Genomic DNA, 17,120 nt, shown 5'->3' with positions numbered 1-17,120 from the left:
AGGATTATATGTTACATATTCTCCGTCGTACCCTGATGGAGCCCAACACAATGCCCGTAGTCCGAATCAATGATGCCACCTTTGCGAACCTCAGCATTCTCAAAACATGGCATGGTATCAAAACACCAAGTGAAACTATCGATCTCCTTGTGATTGAGGCGATGGAACAACTCGGAATTGAACGAGATGACGAGCCAGAATCTGTATTTTCCGCAACCGACGAAGAAATTATCCATTTCGACACCACACCGGGACTTTCGTATACAAAGCCTTTATCTGCATCCATCAACAATAAAGCACTTCCCAATCCAAACTGGCTGGCTATCTTGATCACAACGATTAAGGCCGTGAAGGTCAAAGGGGTAAAAAACGACAATCTAGTTCAGGAGTTGTCTATTCCTGCCAAAGCCGGTTCTTACGAAGCCGATGGTTTTAAATATCATCCAGACCTTGGCATTTCAGTGCAGGGACAATCCGCATCTGCCTGTTGGAAAGAAGTAGATCGTCTTGCCAAAAAGTGGCGTATCCCTGTCTCGGTGAAGTTCCAATGGAGGCAAAATCCAAAAGCGCAGTACCCCGGCAAGACTGGGATGTTACACTCAGGGAATTAACGCCTCCATCCGCGTTTTGGTCCGTTAGTTTGTTCTTTGATTTCTTGGGAACGGCGGGCCTCATTCTCGGCCCACTTCGTCAGCCAGATCGGCGAACCAGTCCATCAGGTCATCCGTTGCCTTCTGAACCTTGGCTATGAGCTGTTCCGCACCTTCGATGATCTGATGCAGAGTTTTAGCCAGAGTGTTCTTCTCGGCGGCTTCCACGTTCGCCTTGGCACGATGGGTCCGGGGTTCATACTCCCGCCCCTCCTGTTCGGCCTGATGCGCGACCTTGCGTTCACCCGCCCATACCGGGCCATAAAGGCAGCCAGCGTCATATGCCGCTCCGGCTCCAGCGGGCACAGGGAGAGCGCTTTTTTCAAAGCCTGCTCAGCCTCGGGCAGGCGGCCCGCCTTTTCCAGTATCTGGCCCATGGCGTCATGCGCGCGGGGGCCCGCAGGCGTTGCAAGCACGGCCACATTGGCCGCCGCACGCGCCTGCGCCACATGCCCCAGTTCCAGCAGGGCCAACCCCAGCGTGATATGAAAAAACGGCTCCCCCACCAGCCCCACCGCCTTGCCCGCAAGGGCTACTGCGACCGCTGCATTCCCCCCGGCACGGGCAATGCAGGCCATGGCGTGCCAGCCCTGTGCATCCGCAGGGTTAAGCTGCAAATGCGCACGCAAAAGGGATTCGGCCCGCTCGGCATCCCCCCGCGCCAGACAGGCCAGCGCCATATCCGCCGGAGCCAGTGGAGGGTCCTGATCCGTTTTTTTCCCGTTCACACGGTCTGCCCCTTTAATTTTGCAGCCAAACCCGGCCTGAAAGGTGGATATGCCCGATCAGACACGTTTTGTTTGCGGGCATGATGCTGTAGCATCCTCTGCATGAACAAAGCCTATCTTTCCCTCGAGCGCCACTTTGCGCGCCTTTCCTCCCTCAATGATGCCCTTGGTATTTTGGGGTGGGACAAGGAAGTCATGATGCCATCGGGCGCTGCCGAGCGCCGGGCCGACAATCTGGCCATGCTGGAAGGGCTGCGCCACGAAATCCTGACTGCTCCGGTTATGGCGGACCTGCTGGCCGAGGCCGAAGCGGGGGATGACCCGTGGCGTGCTGCCAATCTGGAGCAGATGCGCAGGCAGCACATTCAGGCCACCGCCCTGCCGGGCAAACTGGTGGAAGCCAGCACGCAGGCCACCGCACGGTGCGAAATGGCATGGCGCACCGCACGCGAGGAAAGTGACTTTAAAAGCCTTGAGCCGCATCTGGCAGAAGTGCTGCGCCTGACGCGTGAGACCGCCGTAGCCACAGGCGAGGCCATGGGGCTGACTGAATACGACGCCCTGCTCGACAGTTTTGACCCCGGCACACGTCAGGCGGATATTGACCCTGTTTTTACGTCTCTGGCCGCAGAACTGCCCGAACTGATTGGCTCCGTACTGGACCGGCAGGCCAGCCTGCCCGCCCTTCAGCCTCCCGCAGGTCCATTCCCCATTGCACGGCAGGAGGCTCTGGGCCGCCGCCTGATGCACCATATGGGGTTTGACGTAACACGTGGCAGGCTGGACGTAAGCGCGCATCCGTTCTGCGGTGGTGCTACCCACGACGTACGCCTGACCACCCGCTACGTGGAGGCGGATTTTATTCCCGCCATGATGGGTGTGCTGCACGAAACAGGCCACGCCCTGTATGAAATGGGGCTCCCTGCCGAATGGGCCAGCCAGCCTGTTGGCCAGTCCGGCGGCATGACCCTGCATGAAAGCCAGTCCCTGCTGATGGAAATGCAGTTCTGCCGTTCTCTCACCTTTGCAAACTGGCTGGCTCCGCAGGTTCGCAACAGTTTTGGCGTAGCGGACAACACCCCCGGATGGGACGCAGCCAGCCTGCACCGGCACCTGACGCATGTTGAACCCGGCTTCATTCGTGTGGATGCGGATGAGGTCACATACCCAGCCCATATTCTGGTCCGCTACGAGCTGGAAAAAGCCCTGATTTCGGGCGATCTGGCACTGGCCGACCTGCCCGGAGCCTTTAATGACCGCCTGCACGCCCTGCTGGGCCTGCACGTGCCAGATGACCGGCGCGGCTGCCTGCAGGATATTCACTGGCCTGCGGGGCTGTTCGGCTACTTCCCCTGCTATGCTCTTGGCGCCATGACCGCAGCCCAGTTGCGTAACGCGGCCTGCAAAGCCAACCCGGCCATTCTGCCCGCCATTGGCCAGGGAGATTTTGCCCCTCTACTGGCATGGCTGCGCCAGAATGTTCATGGCCGCGCACGCAGTGCCAGCATGCCCCGGATCATACAGGATGCCACCGGCAAGCCGCTGGACGCCACGGCCTACCTGACCCATATCCGCCGCCGTTACCTTGAGCGCGCGCCCGATGCGTAAAAGGGACCGCACCACCACACCCACGACAAACCGGCCCTGCACACAAGGCGTTTGCAAGGCCAGCCTGTGGGGCGGAAACTTCTGCCCACGTTTTTATGCCTGAATCTCCACCAACCGGGTGCCCGCGCGCATGACTGTTCTTTTCCCCCGCTCCTACGCCCCCAGTCGCCGCGCGGCTTTTGGCCTGCTGGCAGCGTTGTTTGCTCTCCCACTGGCTAGCGCCCCGGCATGGGCGCTGCACATGCCCAAGGTTGCGGAACTGCCTGCCAGTGCGCTCAAGCCTTTCATGCAGTCTAACAGTCAGATATGGGATGCAGTACTTCCCCTGCCAGACGGACGCATGCTGCTGGAAGCCCCGGCATGGGTTGGCAACACTGGCCCGCAGCTTTTTGTGCGGGACACAAACGGGCAACTGGCCGCATGGCCCAATGCCGCGTGGAACGCGCCCGAAGGGGATGCGCAAGCCCGGTTTGTAGCCCTTGGCGGGCTGACCAGAACCGCAGACGGCCACATATGGGTGCTCGACAGCGGCGTGACAAACCGCGCGAACCCGCCCGTAGCCTCCCCCAAACTGGTGGAGATTGACCCCGGCACCAATACCGTACTCCGCACGGTACCCGTACAGGCCAGCGCCTTGCGGCCGAGGAGTATTCTGTCGGGCATTGCCGTACATGGCACTACGGCTTACGTGCCCGATTCAGGCGTTGCGGGCCTGCTGGTGATCGACATTGCCACCGCCACAGCCCGGCGCTTTCTGGACCACCACCCCGACCTTATTGCCAGCCGCCCGATTGTAACGCCCACCGGCCCGGTACGGGACAACACAGGCCGTTACGCAGCCGTGGATGCCAGCATGGTTGCGGTCAGCCCCGATGGCACGTGGATTGTGCTTCAGGCTCCGGGGCAATATCTCTCCCGCGTGTCCACCGCCATTTTTACCGACCCCGACATAACTCCCGCCGCGTTTGAGGAAAGCGTGACACAGTGGTTCAAAACCCCATCGCTTGGCGGTATGGCCATTGATAATGACGGCACGCTTTACTGGGCCGACATCACAACATCGAGCATTCTCAGCTACACCACCGGGCGGGTGCCACGCAGGCTGATAACCGACCCGCGCCTGCAATGGCCCACGACACCGGGACTGGACGGGCACGGGCACCTGTATGTTTCCGCCAGCCAGCTCAACCACAGCACGGCTTTTGGCGCGCCTTCGGCCACCATTACGTGGCCGATCACCATTTACGAGCTGACCCTGCCCACAACACCCCCGCCGGGCTAGGCACTGCCGAAATTATCGCACAAGCCACTTCGCGGCATCCGTCATTCAGGATATAAACGCCCTCATGCGCTACATTTCCACACGCGGGAATGCTCCCGTTCTTTCTTTTTCCGATGTCCTGCTGAGTGGTCTTGCCGAAGATGGCGGGCTGTATCTGCCACAGACATGGCCCGAATTCTCGCTAGCCGAGTGGCAGGCCATGCGTGCCCTGCCCTACCCGGAACTGGCCGCCCGTATTCTGGCCCGCTTTACCGGCTCCGACATTGACGAAGACACGCTCAAAACCCTGTGCGCCAGGGCCTATGCCGGTTTTGACCACCCTGCCATTGTGCCGCTGACACAGGTGGAGGACGGGCTGTTCGTGCAGGAACTGTTCCATGGCCCGACCCTTGCCTTCAAGGACATGGCCATGCAGGTGCTCGGCCAGCTTTTTGAGCATGTTCTGACCCAACGTAACGAGCACGTCACCATTGTCGGCGCCACCTCGGGGGATACGGGCTCCGCTGCCATTGAAGCCTGCCGGGGCCGCAAGCGCCTGTCCGTGATCATCCTCCACCCCAAGGGCCGCACATCGGAAGTGCAGCGCAGGCAGATGACCACCGTGCGCGAACCCAACGTGACCAACCTTGCGGTTGAAGGCACGTTTGATGATTGTCAGGATCTGGTAAAAAGCCTGTTTGCGGATCTTCCCTTCCGCCGGGAAATGCACCTTTCCGCCGTCAACTCCATCAACTGGGCGCGTATTGCCGCACAAATCCCGTACTATGTGCATGCTGCACTTGCTCTGGGCGCGCCGGAACGTGAAGTCTCTTTTGCCGTGCCCACGGGCAATTTCGGCAATATTCTGGCCGCATGGGCTGCGCGCAAGATGGGCCTGCCTATCCGCCAGCTTTGTGTCGGCTCCAACCGGAACGACATTCTCACCCGCTTCCTCAACGCCAATGACATGACCATCAAAGGGGTGGTGCCCAGCCTCTCTCCCTCCATGGACATTCAGGTTTCCTCCAACTTCGAGCGCCTGCTGTTTGAACTGCTCGGGCGGGATGCACCGGCCTGCGCCCGCATCATGACCGGCTTCCGCAGCACGGGGCATATGGACGTACCCGCCGAAGTCTGGGAAAACGCCCGCACCCTGTTCTCTGGTCTGGCGCTGGATGATGCCCAGACCGAGGCCGAAATCCGTACCCTGCACCAGCGGTCCAGCTATATGGCCGACCCGCACTCCGCCATTGGCATTGCTGCTGGCCGCCGCTTCCGCCAGCCGGGTATTCCCATGGTGGCCGAGGCCACGGCACACCCGGCCAAGTTCCCCGACGCCATGGTGGCCGCCACGGGTATTCACCCCGCGCTCCCCGTGCATCTGGCGGACCTGTTCGAGCGGGAGGAGCGTTACCGCACGGTCCCCGCGACCGAAGGCGCGATCAAGGATGCGGTCCGCGCGGCGGTCCTTTCCAACGCAGACTAAGTAAAACACCCTCATCCATTGCAGGGCTGCCCACGCGGCGGCCCTGCTGTTTTTCAGGACAAGAATGACAGACCCCATCCAGCTCACCCGCCTGCCCTCCGGCCTGACCGTTGTGACCGAACGCATGGACCGTGTGGAAACCGTTTCCTTTGGAGCCTATATTTCCGCTGGCACCCGGAACGAAACCGCGGCGGAAAATGGCGTATCCCATTTTCTGGAACACATGGCTTTCAAAGGCACCACCAGCCGCTCTGCCCTGCGCATTGCCGAAGAGATTGAAAATGTGGGTGGGCATATCAACGCCTATACCGCCCGTGAGCAGACGGTTTTTTACGTCAAGCTTCTCAAGGAAAATCTTGGGCTGGGGATCGACATTATTGGCGATATTCTCACCCACTCCACGTTTGATGCCGCCGAGCTTGAACGCGAGCGGGGCGTGATCTTGCAAGAAATCGGTCAGGCGAATGACACGCCGGATGACGTTGTTTTTGACCATTTTCAGGAAACCGCTTTTCCCAACCAGCCCATGGGTCGCCCCATTCTGGGCACCGAGGCGCTGATCAAGGGCATGCAGCGCGATACGCTCACCTCGTATATGCGCACGCACTACAACCCTGCGAACATGATTGTGGCCGCTGCTGGCAATCTGGAGCATCAGGCTGTTGTTACGCAGGTTGAGCAGCATTTTGCCCACCTGCCCACCACCAAAGCGCCAGCCATGGAGACCGCACACTACGCCGGGGGCGAGTTCCGCCAGATCAAGGAACTGGATCAGGCGCATATTGTGCTTGGCTTCCCGTCCACCGGGTACCATGACCCCGACTATTACGCTGCCCTGCTGCTTTCCACCTTGCTGGGTGGGGGCATGTCCTCACGTCTTTTTCAGGAAATCCGGGAAAAACGCGGGCTGGTGTACTCGGTCTATTCCTTTAACGCCCCGTTTGAGGGGGGCGGCGTGTTTGGCATTTATGCAGGCACGGGGGAAAAGGAATGCGCAGAGCTTATTCCCGTAACACTGGAAGAACTCCGCAAGGTTCAGCTGGAAGTGAGCATGGACGAGTTGGTGCGTGCCCGCGCGCAGCTTAAATCCTCCCTGCTCATGTCGCTCGAAAGCACGGGCAGCCGGTGCGAGCAGATTGCACGGCAACTCCAGATTTTTGGCCGCGTCATTCCCACGCATGAAACGGTCGCCAAGATCGAGGCCGTCACGCGTGAGGACATCTGCCGTGCGGCAGCCCGCATTTTTGCAGGAACGCCAACACTTGCAGCCCTTGGCCCCATCGGCCACATTCCTTCCCTGCAAAGCATCAAGGAGACACTGGCAGCATGACGCAACAGCCCCTCGACCTTATTGCCGATCTGGTTAAACTTGCCCGCACCAGTGGGGCGGATGCCGCCGATGCCGTTTTTGTCAGCAGTACCGCTGTAGGCGCTGGTGTGCGCAATGGCGTGACAGAAGAACTGGAACGCTCGGAAACAACCGATCTGGGGTTGAGGGTTTTTGTTGGCAACAAAAACGCCATTGTCTCCACCACAACTCCCGACCGGGCCAAGTTTGGCGCGCTGGTCGAGCAGGCTCTGGCCATGGCCCGCGTGCTCCCCGACGACCAGTACGCGGGCCTTGCGCCCAACGCCATGCAGGGCACATTCCAGACCAATGCTCTGGAACTGGCAGACCCGGCCGAGCCCGATACGGCCGCCCTGCTCGCACGCGCTCAGGCGGGGGAAGAAGCCGCACTGGCCATAAAAGGCGTGACCAACAGCGCGGGTAGCAGTGCATCCTGGGGGCGCACCGACATTACTCTGGCAACATCTGCCGGGTTTGCGGGTACTTACGGCCGCACCAGCCATTCCAACTCAGTCTGTGTTCTGGCAGGCGCAGGGGATGGGATGCAGCGTGATTATGACTACCACGGCACAGTCTGGCTGCATGACCTGAAGGACGCGGCAGAACTTGGCCGCAATGCCGGGCAAAAAGCAGTCGCACGCCTGAATCCGAGCCGCCCCAAAACAGGGCGCTACCCCGTTGTGTTTGACCCGCGGGTTGCTGGCAGCTTTCTGGGGCATTTTGTGGGAGCCATTACGGGCACCGCCATTGCCCGTGGCACATCCTTCCTTAAAGACAGGATGGGACAGGCCATTTTTGCCAGTACGGTTGGCATTACCGATGACCCGACCCGCGTAAAGGGCCTGCGTTCCCGCCCGTTTGACGGGGAGGGCATGGCCGTGGCCCCGCTCTCGCTCGTGCAGGGCGGCGTTTTGCAGACCTGGGTGCTGGACAACCGGAGCGCGCGCCAGCTTGGCCTGCAAAGCAATGCCCGCGCAGCCCGCGGCACGGCCAGCCCGCCCGGTCCCTCGGCAAGCAACCTGTTCTTTGAACCCGGTCCTCTTTCCCCCTCTGCGCTGATGGCCGATATTCGGGAAGGGCTGTACATTACAGAAATGATGGGCTCCTCCATTAACGGCCTGACCGGGGATTACAGCCGTGGCGCTTCGGGCTTCATGATCCGTGATGGTCAGATAGCCGAGCCTGTAGCGGGCTTTACCCTTGCGGGGAATCTGCTGGAAATTTTTGCTTCCATCACATTAGCGGATGATCTGGTATTCCGTTTTGGCACCGACGCCCCCACATTACGCACAGATGTCCTGAATACTGCCGGGGCATAACTGTTAGCCGGAGACCCAAAACCAGTGAAATCACGTCTGCTGCGATCAACCCTTCATGCATTGCTGGCTGCCAGCCTGCTGGCCGGACCATTGGCCATACAGGCCGATGCACGGCCCGGTCAGGGTGGGTCCATGGGGAGCCGTGGTAGCCGCACATGGAGTGCGCCCCCTGTTACGCGCACAACGCCGTACAGTACCGCCCCCATGGACCGCTCCATTACGCCACGTACTGCGCCCACGCCCGGCTATGGCGCACCACAGATGGGTGCTCCCTTTGCCCGCCCCATGGGCTATCCGAACCGCCACCCATTCCTGACCGGTCTGGCCGGTGGTTTTCTGGGGGCCGGACTGTTTGGTATGTTGAGCGGCCATGGCTTTATGGGCGGGATGCATGACTTCTTCAGCTTTCTGGGTCTTCTGGTCCAGATCGGTCTGGTGGTCATGCTTGTCCTGTGGCTGATCCGCCGTTTCGGGCGTTCCAGTCAGAGCACTAACGGGTTTGGCATGTCCTCTCCCCGCGGTATGCCCGGCGCGGCTCCTGCCGCCCCCACGCCATCCGCAGGGGGGGCACCCGTGCAGATTACCACGGCGGATTACCAGTCCTTCCAGCAAACGCTGATGGATATTCAGAGTGCGTGGAACCAGCAGAACATTCCGGCCATGCAGCAGATGGCCACGCCGGAAATGGTCTCCTACTTCAATGAGCAGCTGGCAACTCTGGCCAGTCAGGGTGCGCGCAACGTTGTCTCGGATGTACGCTTCCTTCAGGGGGATCTGGCCGAAGCATGGCGCGAAAACAACATGGATTACGCAAGTGTTGCCATGCGTTACAGCCTGATCGACCTGACAACCAACGCCACCGGGCAGGTGATTGATGGCAGTTCCACCACCCCCGTAACCATTACCGAAGTCTGGACATTCGTCCGTCCTTCCCGTGGGGGGCGCTGGCTGCTTTCCGCCATTCAGCAGGCCCACTAAACCTCGGGTCAACTGTGGTGTAATAAAAAACCCCGTCTTCCGTTATGGAAGGCGGGGTTTTTACTGCAGGAAGCACCAGTCATGGCCCATACGGGCATTGCATTACGGATGAAACACTGTCAGCCCGAACATAATACCAGCCAGAACGAGCATGAACACAAGCATGCTCCGTACCCGCTGGCTCTGCCGCTTCTGCCGCTCAAGCTGTTCTGGGGACTGCTCCATTGGAAGAGTGGTCATGCCGAGTGCATCCATATCCGGAAGAAGTGATCGCCAAGAAGGCCACAGAACAGAAAGAACAGATAAGCCAGAGAAAACCGGAATGAAATCCGCGCAGCCTTATCGCCCTTCTGGCTGACACCGTTTTCGTCCTGCGGCTCCAGAAGCACGCGCACAGCACAGGCTATAAAACCAAGCCCCAGCACCAAGGCAGTCACCGTGTAGATCAGCCCGCTCTCCCCCACAAAGGACGGGATAAGGGAAACAGCGAGCAGAACCAGTGTGTAGGAGAATATCTGCCACCGCGTATGGCGCATGCCACGCACAACCGGCAGCATGGGAATACCCGCACGCCCATAATCCTTGCAGGCATACAGCGCCAGAGACCAGAAATGCGGCGGTGTCCAGAAGAACACAATACCGAACATAACCACCGGCATAAGCGCCATGTGACCCGTAGTGGCTGCCCAGCCGATCATGGGGGGGAAGGCACCCGCCGCCCCACCAATAACAATGTTCTGCGGCGTGGAGCGCTTGAGCCACATGGTGTAAATAACGGAATAGAAGAAAATGGAAAACGCCAGAATAGCAGCAGCCAGTGTATTGGTTGCAATCCACATAAGGCAGACGGACAGGCAGGAAAGGCCAACCCCGTAGGCCAGAGCCTCGTTCTGGGGAATACGCCCCGAAGGTACCGGCCGTGTAATGGTCCGCTGCATGACCGCATCAATATCCCGGTCGTACCACATGTTAATGGCCCCGGCAGCGCCCGAGGCCAGACAGATGCAGAATATAGTAACCAGCCCCACAAACGGGTCAAGATGCCCGGGCGCCATGAACATGCCCGCAGCACCCGTAAACACGACAAGTGAAATGACCCGGGGCTTGAGCAAGGCCAGCCAGTCACGCGCCTGCGTACCAACCTGATCCGTTTTAAAACGTAGCCGTCTGGCTTGCGGCTCGGAAAGACTGGCTTCGCTCATAGGGCAGACCCTCCGGCCACACCTGCTGCCGCATTTGCATGACCAGCCACCATGGGAATATCACGCTGGAAGCTGATAATTGCTGCCAGCACAAATACCAGTGCCGCCATGCCAAACAGGGCACAACCCAGCACCTGCATCCCGGAAACAAACAGGCAGAGCGTTGCAACCGCCGTTAATACAAAGTGCAGGCGGGCCAGCTTTTGTGGGTACCAGAACCCGCAGGCCTCACCCCGCCAGAGGTAAAAGCCACCGCAAACGGCATAAAGCGCGCCAAGCTGCAAAGCCGGGTGCAGACCTGTGCCCTGCACAAGCTGGACAACCCAGCCACCGGCCACAACGGCCAGAAAACCCATGCCCCACAGCAGCGGCGTACGCAACGAAACCCGGGCTTTCCATGTAGCCGCAAGCCACAGACCGGCAAGGCACACGGCAGAAAGGGAGCACAACGCCAGCAGGCTGTTGCCAACCATTTGTGCCGTCTGGCTATCGGCTCCATGCGCCAGACTGCTCTTGGCCCATGCCACAACGCCCGAAGCCGCAGTAGCCGCCATAATATAGGCGACAGGCCGTGTTTTAACCTGCCCGATGCGGGCGGCCATTTCAAACACGATTCCGAACCCGGCCAGCAGTACAATCAACGCGATGGGGGCTGCAAAATATTCAGCGCCGATCACAGGGTTGGTCGCAGGCCACAGCCATGTCCGCAGCGTGGCAGCCGCAAAAACCGGAACACTCAGCAGCAGCACGGCAGCAGACAGCATTTCCCCCCACACAAAGGGGGAAAAAGACGTCTGTTCCAGACTGTCTGCGCAACTGTCAAAAATAGTGCTCAACAGTACCATAGCGGACATAAGCGCGCCCAGTGACCACAGAATATGGGCAATGCGCGCATCGGGCAGAGTGCAGGTCAACACCGCAGCGACGCCAAGCACGCCAACGGCTGCCAGATTAAGCCGCCCCAGCAGCATGCTCCCCCGCCCAAGGGCGCGAGGCAGCCAGAGCGTGCCAAAACCACTTACCAATGCAGGAACAACAACATACAGGAGCATCAGGGCCGGATGGGCCTGCGCAAGCCTGCCCCACAGCCCGGTTGCGGGCAGCATGCCCATGCCCGCCAGAACGGAAACGCCCCCACCGACCAGAGCGGCAGAAGCAGCAAGCAGCAGATAGGCTGTTCCAGCAGTGGCATCCTGCCGTTGGCTGACGGTTTTATCCACCGGAGCCGCATACTGGTGAGACAGGCTGTGAGCCGAGATCATGCTCCACGTTCCATATTCTGTGCAGGTCCGTAATGGAGAATGGTAAACCCGCTAGACAAAAAACGACCATATTCTAGTGTTTTATGGCACAAAAGCGTTCTGCCAAGCCACGCATGTCTAGCGCCCCAGCCAACACTGGAGCGCACATGTTTACGAACCTGACAGATTTTCGAGAGTAACCAGTGTGAAAAGACCAAAAGGCCGCACTGGCTGAATCGTGGCCCGCGCGATGTCTTCCTGCGGGAGAAGCGATTCCATGGCAAAATCGGGGTGCCAGCCCAGCGAGTGGGAGGCGCGCGCCATGGCGTGTTCCACTGCACCGCGGATACCACCGGGGGCCAGAAAATGATTGATGAACAGGATATGCCCGCCCGGACGCACAACACGCTTGAGTTCGCACAGCAGCTTGCGCGGATGCGGCACAACGGATGCAACGAACATGGCAACGGCTGCATCAAACGAGTTATCTTCGAACGTGGTGTCCTCTGCATCCATTTCCAGCAGGGCTGTCACATTGCTCAGGTTATCGCGTTTGACGCGTTCACGCGCCTTGGCCAGCATGTCGGTTGAAAGGTCGATGCCGGTAATGGCCTTGCTGCGGTTGTAATGCGGGAGCGCAAGCCCGGTCCCCACACCCACTTCCAGCACATCCCTGCCGGGCAGGGCATTGATCGTGTTGACCGCCTTGAGGCGACCGAAACGCGAAATACCGCCGAATCCCAGATCATAGACATTAGCCCAACGCCGATAGGCCTGTTTGACGGCCTCTGCATCAAGCGCGGAACGCGAGGGAGGGGGTACGGCGCTTTCCCCTCCGCTGGAGGGGTATTCTTGGAGAACGTCACTCATGTTCTCTCTGTGCCCGCTGACGGACATTTCTTCAAGAGCCACTATACTCTCATCCTTCCTGCTTGCGGCACGCACCACAAAAGTGCCCTTGTGTGGCAGCCCGGCATGATACCGCCCAACAGGGTCTGACTGCTTTTATTGGACAGACAACTTACGTTCAATACAATCCCATATGCTGGCGGCACCATTTATGCCATCGAACCGTTCCAGCTCCTGCAAACCGGTGGGAGATGTCACATTGATTTCCGTCAGATACTGCCCAATAACATCAATCCCCACAAAAATCAGGCCATGTTCTTTAAGAAACGGCCCGATCGCCTCACAAATCTCACGGTCACGGGCACTCAGCTCCACTTTGCAGGCCACTCCCCCCACATGCATGTTGGAGCGGTGGTCATCCCCCGATGGCACGCGGTTGATCGCACCAATCGGCTGACCATCCACCAGAATAATGCGCTTGTCCCCCGCGGTTACGGCGGGTTCGTATCGCTGGATCATGAGAGGTTCACGCGAGCGGGCAAAGTGCATTTCCAGCAGGGCGTTCAGGTTCTGGTCATCCGCTTTAATCCGGAAAACACCACTCCCGCCGTTACCAAACAGGGGTTTGACAATAATATCCTTCCATTTGGCGCGGAATGCCCGAATCTGCCCGATATCCCATGTCACCAGTGTTGGCGGCATAAGCTGGGGAAAATGTGTGACCAGCAGTTTTTCCGGGCTGTCACGCACCCAGCGCGGGTCATTGACCACGAGCGCGTGCTCAGGACCAACACCGTGGATATGGTCCAGCATATGCGTAGCGGTAATATATGCCATGTCAAACGGTGGGTCCTGGCGCATGAGCACCACATCCATCGTACGCAGCGAGCGGCGCCCGGCATCACCGAATGTGGCGTGCCGCCCTTTTTCCCGCCGCACGGTGACCGGGCGCATGAGGGCCGTCACATCGGTACGGGTTGCGCCGTGCGCTTCGTGCACACCTTCATCCAGAGCCATGGACCCCACTTCGTACACAAACAGGCTATGCCCGCGGGCCTGTGCTTCGAGCATCAGGGCGAAGGTTGAATCCCCATCAATATTAACATGCTCAAGTGGGTCCATCTGGACCGCCACAAGCCGTGGAGAAGCCATAAACTCGGGTTCCTGTTTCTGCTGGCGAAGTGATTGCCCGCCATCCTGCCTTTTTTCACATCAACACGCAAACGCCGCCCGCTAGCGCGTATTGCCAGAAAGCAAAGCAGCATCACGCATAAGACCCGCCGCCGCACAGCGCAGCCTTACGTGGAAGAGGGAATACGTGTCCGCCACAACACCCCGGCACGCGCGCGCCTGCTCTGGCAATACGTCCAGCACCTCAAAAAAACGGGTATCTGGCGGCCCCTGCCGCCGGTGGCTGAGAACGAGGTAGGCCTGCGCACCACAGGCTGGCCGGGGCAACGCAAACAGCGCCCAGCGCGGCTCAACCCCGGCAACCACGCGCTCCGGCGCATAGAATGCCAGTTCGGACGCCAGACCATACTCATCCGCAACCAGCGGAAAACCCTGCGGCACCTGCGCTGAGACTGCACGCGCAAAAGTGGGCCACCCCCCGACCTGCCGCAAGGTGACATCCAGATGAGGGGACAGGCGGAGCGGCATAAACGCCGCCTGCACACACACGATCCCCGTAAGTCCCAGCCCCAGAAAACCTGCGATCCTCCACCATGGCCAAAGCACCCATGCCGCCGCAAGCGCCACGGCGGGGTACAGCACGACTGGCCAGTTAGCCTGCACCCGCGCCCCCAGAGCATGCTGCACAAACACGGCCACGGGCAACATAATCATGCACAGCAGCAATACGGAAAAACTATCCCACCGCTGCCAGAGCAGCCAGACACCACCAACAAAAAACAGAAAAATCAGCGGGCTTGCCAACCCGACCTGTCCACCCAGCAACTCGCCCATAAAGCCGAGAGCGCGTGCGGAGTTCCAGTCTCCCAGCCGTCCGCCCTGCTTGAAGAAACTGACCCAGCCATGCTGGGCATTCCACCAGATTACCGGAATAACGCAGACAACCGCAACACAGGCCGCCCCAAAGGGCCACGGCGTCCGCAGCCATGCCCGCCCCGCCCTGGTCGCAAACAGCCACACGGCAAGCCCACCCAGAGGAAGCAGCATGGTATATTTACTCTCAAACCCCAGCCCGGCTGCCATCCCTACAACCAGCCACATCCAGCGCTGCCGCCCCACACAGGCATGCACCAACCCCCAGAGCATCAATGCTACAAACAGAAGCAGAGGTGCATCCGGGGTCATGACCAGAGCGCCAAGCCCGATGCTCAGAGTGCCATTCAGCAAAACGCCTGCACGAATGGCCCCAATACGGGCCTGTTCCGGCGTAAGCTGCGTGCGCAACCAGCAGGACGCGGCCTGAACAACCAGCACCGTACCCAAACAGGCGGAAAGCGGGCCCATAAGGCGCACACCCAAAGGGGTATCCCCTGCAAGGAACATCCCCATACGTGCCCAAACGGCCACCATGGGAGGATGGTCCAGATACCCGCCCGCCGGAGCCAGAGCCCATATACGGTAATAAGCCTCATCCGGCGCAAGCGGGATATACGCGGCCAGCACAAGGCGGAAAGCGGTAACAAGCCCCAGCCCCCACACCCAGTATCCGTACTGTGCCAGACCGCTGCGCAAGATTACCGGGTTCTCCAGACAATTGTAGAAGACATGGCATAATTCCAGACCACGGCCAGCACGGCCCCGGCCAGACTGGCCTCGTTCACCCTGTAGCTTTGCGCGTACATCAGATGCGCCACACCCACATCGGCCAGAGCCCCAACGGAACAGACCAGCATAAACAGGACCAGCCCCCACACACAGCGCCGACCGTGCAGACGCCGGTCCTTATAGGTGAAGTTATTATCCAGCGAAAAATTCACAACCATGGCGGCAATGGTGCCAATGGCCTGCGCGATGGAAAAATGCACCCCACACAGCCTGACCAGATGCATGACCCCCAGATTGGTAACAATACCCGCAAGCCCCACGGCGCAGAAAGCCACAAAGCGCAAAGGCACCAACCCGCGTGACACTTTTTCTACCAGAAGTGCGGCAAACTGGAGCATGACCACGGCATCCAGCTTGCTCTTCCCCGCCACACGGGGCTTGAAGCCGCACTCTATCTCACGCACAGTAAGTGGCTTTCTGGATGAGAGCAGCAGATCAAGCAGGATTTTAAACCCGGCCCCCGACAGATGCGGTGCAATGGCCACAAAAGTATCCCGTCGCAAGGCAAAAAAGCCGCTCATGGGGTCTGTCAGCCTGACCGGCAAAAACCGCTGCGCCAGCCATATTCCACTATCCGACAGGGCATGCCGCCACGCATTGGCAAGCCCCGCATTGCTACCGCCCTCAACATGGCGGCTGCCGACGGCAATATCGCACGTACCGGTAGCTACGGCGTCTATCAGGGCAATCAGGCGGCTTTCATCATGCTGCAGGTCACCATCCATGACGGCCACGACCTGCGCGGAGGAGGACAGAACCCCTTCTATAACCGCGGAGGAAAGCCCCCTGCGGCCAATACGGCAGATGCCGCGTACATAGCTTTTGCCCCTTGCCTGAGCGCATATTGTTTCTGTTGTGCCATCGGGTGAATTGTCATCGACAAAAATCACTTCCCAGCGTCGCCCCGCCATAACGGATTCCAGCATGGCAACAAGGGGCGCCACGTTGGCGGCTTCATTATAACACGGTACAATAATGCTGATTGGGGGACCACCTGCCATACCGCCCTCGGGCGCGTCCGTGGCAGGCATTACTCCGCGGTTCCTTCCCGGGTACCGGGCAACGGCACGCCCTTGCGCTCCAGGCTGGTGCGGATGGTCTGCAATGTCTGCACCCGAATAACGTGTGCGGTCTCTGTCAACTGCCGGGTAAGTGCATTTTCATGCGCTGCGTCACGCGCGATCAAGCGGACCAGAAAATCCCCCCCGCCGCGAATCATGTGGCATTCACGCACTTCAGGCCATTCGGCAAGCTGGCGTTCAAAGGCGGAGAGCACGGTTTCTTTCTGGCTATCCAGACCGATCAGCGCAAAAAAGATGATTGGCCACCCAAGGGCCGTTGCATCCGGCTGGGCATGATAACCACGGATAACACCTTCCTCCTCCAGCCGCCGGACACGACGAAGGCAGGGAGGAGCGGAAATACCCACACGCCGCGCCAGTTCGACATTGGTCATGCGACCGTCATCCTGCAATTCGGCTACGATACGAAGATCAACAGCGTCCAGATCCGTCACCTTATCCGACCTATCCTGTGCAAGATGCCACTCCCATGAAGAGTGGGGAGTATATGCCATGCTCCCCGCCATGCCGCAAACTGATCTCTCAACACTTGCTCAACGCCAAGTCACCCGTCATATCCTTTATCCAACACA

At 59.6% G+C, this 17,120-nt stretch carries 16 protein-coding genes; 7 read left to right on the top strand and 9 right to left on the bottom strand.

All coding sequences use genetic code 11. The features are described 5' to 3' along the window. Positions 1-50 precede the first annotated feature (50 nt). Positions 51-611: a T4SS efffector SepA family protein gene (locus AB2L51_RS03330; protein WP_395581294.1), complete on the top strand. Its 561-nt coding sequence runs from the start codon at positions 51-53 to the stop codon at positions 609-611. Positions 612-745: 134 nt separating this feature from the next. Here AB2L51_RS03330 and AB2L51_RS03325 read toward each other — a convergent pair whose 3' ends face one another. Next, entirely contained in the window at positions 746-1,378 is a 633-nt protein-coding gene (locus AB2L51_RS03325) for a tetratricopeptide repeat protein (RefSeq protein ID WP_395581295.1), read from the bottom strand. Positions 1,379-1,480: 102 nt separating this feature from the next. Between AB2L51_RS03325 and AB2L51_RS03320 the strand changes: the two genes are divergently transcribed. The 6 genes from AB2L51_RS03320 to AB2L51_RS03295 all read left to right on the top strand — a co-directional run bounded on the left by AB2L51_RS03320 (position 1,481) and on the right by AB2L51_RS03295 (position 9,378). After that, complete coding sequence (locus AB2L51_RS03320) at positions 1,481-2,986, top strand: carboxypeptidase M32 (RefSeq protein WP_395581296.1); 1,506 nt, start codon at positions 1,481-1,483, stop codon at positions 2,984-2,986. 130 nt (positions 2,987-3,116) lie between these two features. Then, positions 3,117-4,268, top strand: coding sequence for an L-dopachrome tautomerase-related protein (locus tag AB2L51_RS03315; RefSeq protein ID WP_395581297.1), 1,152 nt, complete (start codon positions 3,117-3,119; stop codon positions 4,266-4,268). Positions 4,269-4,332: 64 nt separating this feature from the next. Continuing rightward, positions 4,333-5,733: a threonine synthase gene (gene thrC / locus AB2L51_RS03310; RefSeq protein ID WP_395581298.1), complete on the top strand. Its 1,401-nt coding sequence runs from the start codon at positions 4,333-4,335 to the stop codon at positions 5,731-5,733. Positions 5,734-5,797: 64 nt separating this feature from the next. Next, the gene (locus tag AB2L51_RS03305) at positions 5,798-7,063 is read left to right on the top strand and encodes a M16 family metallopeptidase (protein ID WP_166112326.1); all 1,266 of its coding nucleotides are present in this window, start codon (positions 5,798-5,800) and stop codon (positions 7,061-7,063) included. Next, the gene (locus AB2L51_RS03300; protein WP_395581299.1) at positions 7,060-8,400 is read left to right on the top strand and encodes a TldD/PmbA family protein; all 1,341 of its coding nucleotides are present in this window, start codon (positions 7,060-7,062) and stop codon (positions 8,398-8,400) included. The genes AB2L51_RS03305 and AB2L51_RS03300 overlap by 4 nt, the downstream gene beginning before the upstream one ends. 24 nt (positions 8,401-8,424) lie before the next feature. Beyond that, positions 8,425-9,378, top strand: a complete 954-nt coding sequence (locus AB2L51_RS03295; RefSeq protein WP_395581300.1) for a Tim44 domain-containing protein — start codon at positions 8,425-8,427, stop codon at positions 9,376-9,378. A 102-nt stretch (positions 9,379-9,480) separates the two neighbouring features. On the opposite strand, the gene AB2L51_RS03290 is transcribed toward AB2L51_RS03295, so the two are convergent. The 8 genes from AB2L51_RS03290 to AB2L51_RS03255 all read right to left on the bottom strand — a co-directional run bounded on the left by AB2L51_RS03290 (position 9,481) and on the right by AB2L51_RS03255 (position 17,042). Next, positions 9,481-9,618, bottom strand: a complete 138-nt coding sequence (locus tag AB2L51_RS03290) for a hypothetical protein (protein WP_395581301.1) — start codon at positions 9,616-9,618, stop codon at positions 9,481-9,483. Continuing rightward, a complete protein-coding gene (locus AB2L51_RS03285) occupies positions 9,615-10,580 on the bottom strand; it encodes a heme o synthase (RefSeq protein WP_395581302.1) in 966 nt (321 codons plus the stop codon). Before AB2L51_RS03285 ends, AB2L51_RS03290 begins: the two co-directional genes overlap by 4 nt. Next, positions 10,577-11,842 (bottom strand): heme-copper oxidase family protein, encoded by a 1,266-nt coding sequence (locus tag AB2L51_RS03280; RefSeq protein ID WP_395581303.1) that lies wholly within the window; start codon positions 11,840-11,842, stop codon positions 10,577-10,579. Before AB2L51_RS03280 ends, AB2L51_RS03285 begins: the two co-directional genes overlap by 4 nt. A gap of 150 nt (positions 11,843-11,992) precedes the next feature. Further along, positions 11,993-12,691: a class I SAM-dependent methyltransferase gene (locus AB2L51_RS03275; protein ID WP_395581304.1), complete on the bottom strand. Its 699-nt coding sequence runs from the start codon at positions 12,689-12,691 to the stop codon at positions 11,993-11,995. 135 nt (positions 12,692-12,826) lie between these two features. Beyond that, positions 12,827-13,822: a glutathione synthase gene (gene gshB, locus AB2L51_RS03270; protein WP_395581305.1), complete on the bottom strand. Its 996-nt coding sequence runs from the start codon at positions 13,820-13,822 to the stop codon at positions 12,827-12,829. 81 nt (positions 13,823-13,903) lie between these two features. Continuing rightward, the gene (locus tag AB2L51_RS03265; protein ID WP_395581306.1) at positions 13,904-15,373 is read right to left on the bottom strand and encodes an ArnT family glycosyltransferase; all 1,470 of its coding nucleotides are present in this window, start codon (positions 15,371-15,373) and stop codon (positions 13,904-13,906) included. A gap of 2 nt (positions 15,374-15,375) precedes the next feature. Next, on the bottom strand, positions 15,376-16,497 hold the full coding sequence (locus tag AB2L51_RS03260) for a glycosyltransferase (RefSeq protein WP_395581307.1): 1,122 nt from the start codon (positions 16,495-16,497) through the stop codon (positions 15,376-15,378). After that, positions 16,497-17,042 (bottom strand): Lrp/AsnC family transcriptional regulator, encoded by a 546-nt coding sequence (locus AB2L51_RS03255; protein WP_395581308.1) that lies wholly within the window; start codon positions 17,040-17,042, stop codon positions 16,497-16,499. Before AB2L51_RS03255 ends, AB2L51_RS03260 begins: the two co-directional genes overlap by 1 nt. Positions 17,043-17,120: the final 78 nt, after the last annotated feature.

It is taken from the genome of Acetobacter fabarum (assembly GCF_040702925.2).
In the GTDB taxonomy this organism is placed as follows: Bacteria; Pseudomonadota; Alphaproteobacteria; order Acetobacterales; family Acetobacteraceae; genus Acetobacter; species Acetobacter fabarum_B.
Note: the sequence above shows the minus strand (reverse complement) of the source record. Positions and strands in the feature narration are given on the sequence as shown.

Bases quoted from the DNA above. Each gene is read 5' to 3' on its own strand.
- AB2L51_RS03330 (WP_395581294.1), top strand. From the start codon at position 51: ATGCCCGTAGTCCGAATCAATGATGCCACCTTTGCGAACCTCAGCATT.
- AB2L51_RS03320 (WP_395581296.1), top strand. From the start codon at position 1,481: ATGAACAAAGCCTATCTTTCCCTCGAGCGCCACTTTGCGCGCCTTTCC.
- AB2L51_RS03315 (WP_395581297.1), top strand. From the start codon at position 3,117: ATGACTGTTCTTTTCCCCCGCTCCTACGCCCCCAGTCGCCGCGCGGCT.
- thrC (WP_395581298.1), top strand. From the start codon at position 4,333: ATGCGCTACATTTCCACACGCGGGAATGCTCCCGTTCTTTCTTTTTCC.
- AB2L51_RS03305 (WP_166112326.1), top strand. From the start codon at position 5,798: ATGACAGACCCCATCCAGCTCACCCGCCTGCCCTCCGGCCTGACCGTT.
- AB2L51_RS03300 (WP_395581299.1), top strand. From the start codon at position 7,060: ATGACGCAACAGCCCCTCGACCTTATTGCCGATCTGGTTAAACTTGCC.
- AB2L51_RS03290 (WP_395581301.1), bottom strand. From the start codon at position 9,618: ATGACCACTCTTCCAATGGAGCAGTCCCCAGAACAGCTTGAGCGGCAG.
- AB2L51_RS03285 (WP_395581302.1), bottom strand. From the start codon at position 10,580: ATGAGCGAAGCCAGTCTTTCCGAGCCGCAAGCCAGACGGCTACGTTTT.
- AB2L51_RS03280 (WP_395581303.1), bottom strand. From the start codon at position 11,842: ATGATCTCGGCTCACAGCCTGTCTCACCAGTATGCGGCTCCGGTGGAT.
- AB2L51_RS03275 (WP_395581304.1), bottom strand. From the start codon at position 12,691: ATGAGTGACGTTCTCCAAGAATACCCCTCCAGCGGAGGGGAAAGCGCC.
- gshB (WP_395581305.1), bottom strand. From the start codon at position 13,822: ATGGCTTCTCCACGGCTTGTGGCGGTCCAGATGGACCCACTTGAGCAT.
- AB2L51_RS03260 (WP_395581307.1), bottom strand. From the start codon at position 16,497: ATGCCTGCCACGGACGCGCCCGAGGGCGGTATGGCAGGTGGTCCCCCA.
- AB2L51_RS03255 (WP_395581308.1), bottom strand. From the start codon at position 17,042: ATGGCATATACTCCCCACTCTTCATGGGAGTGGCATCTTGCACAGGAT.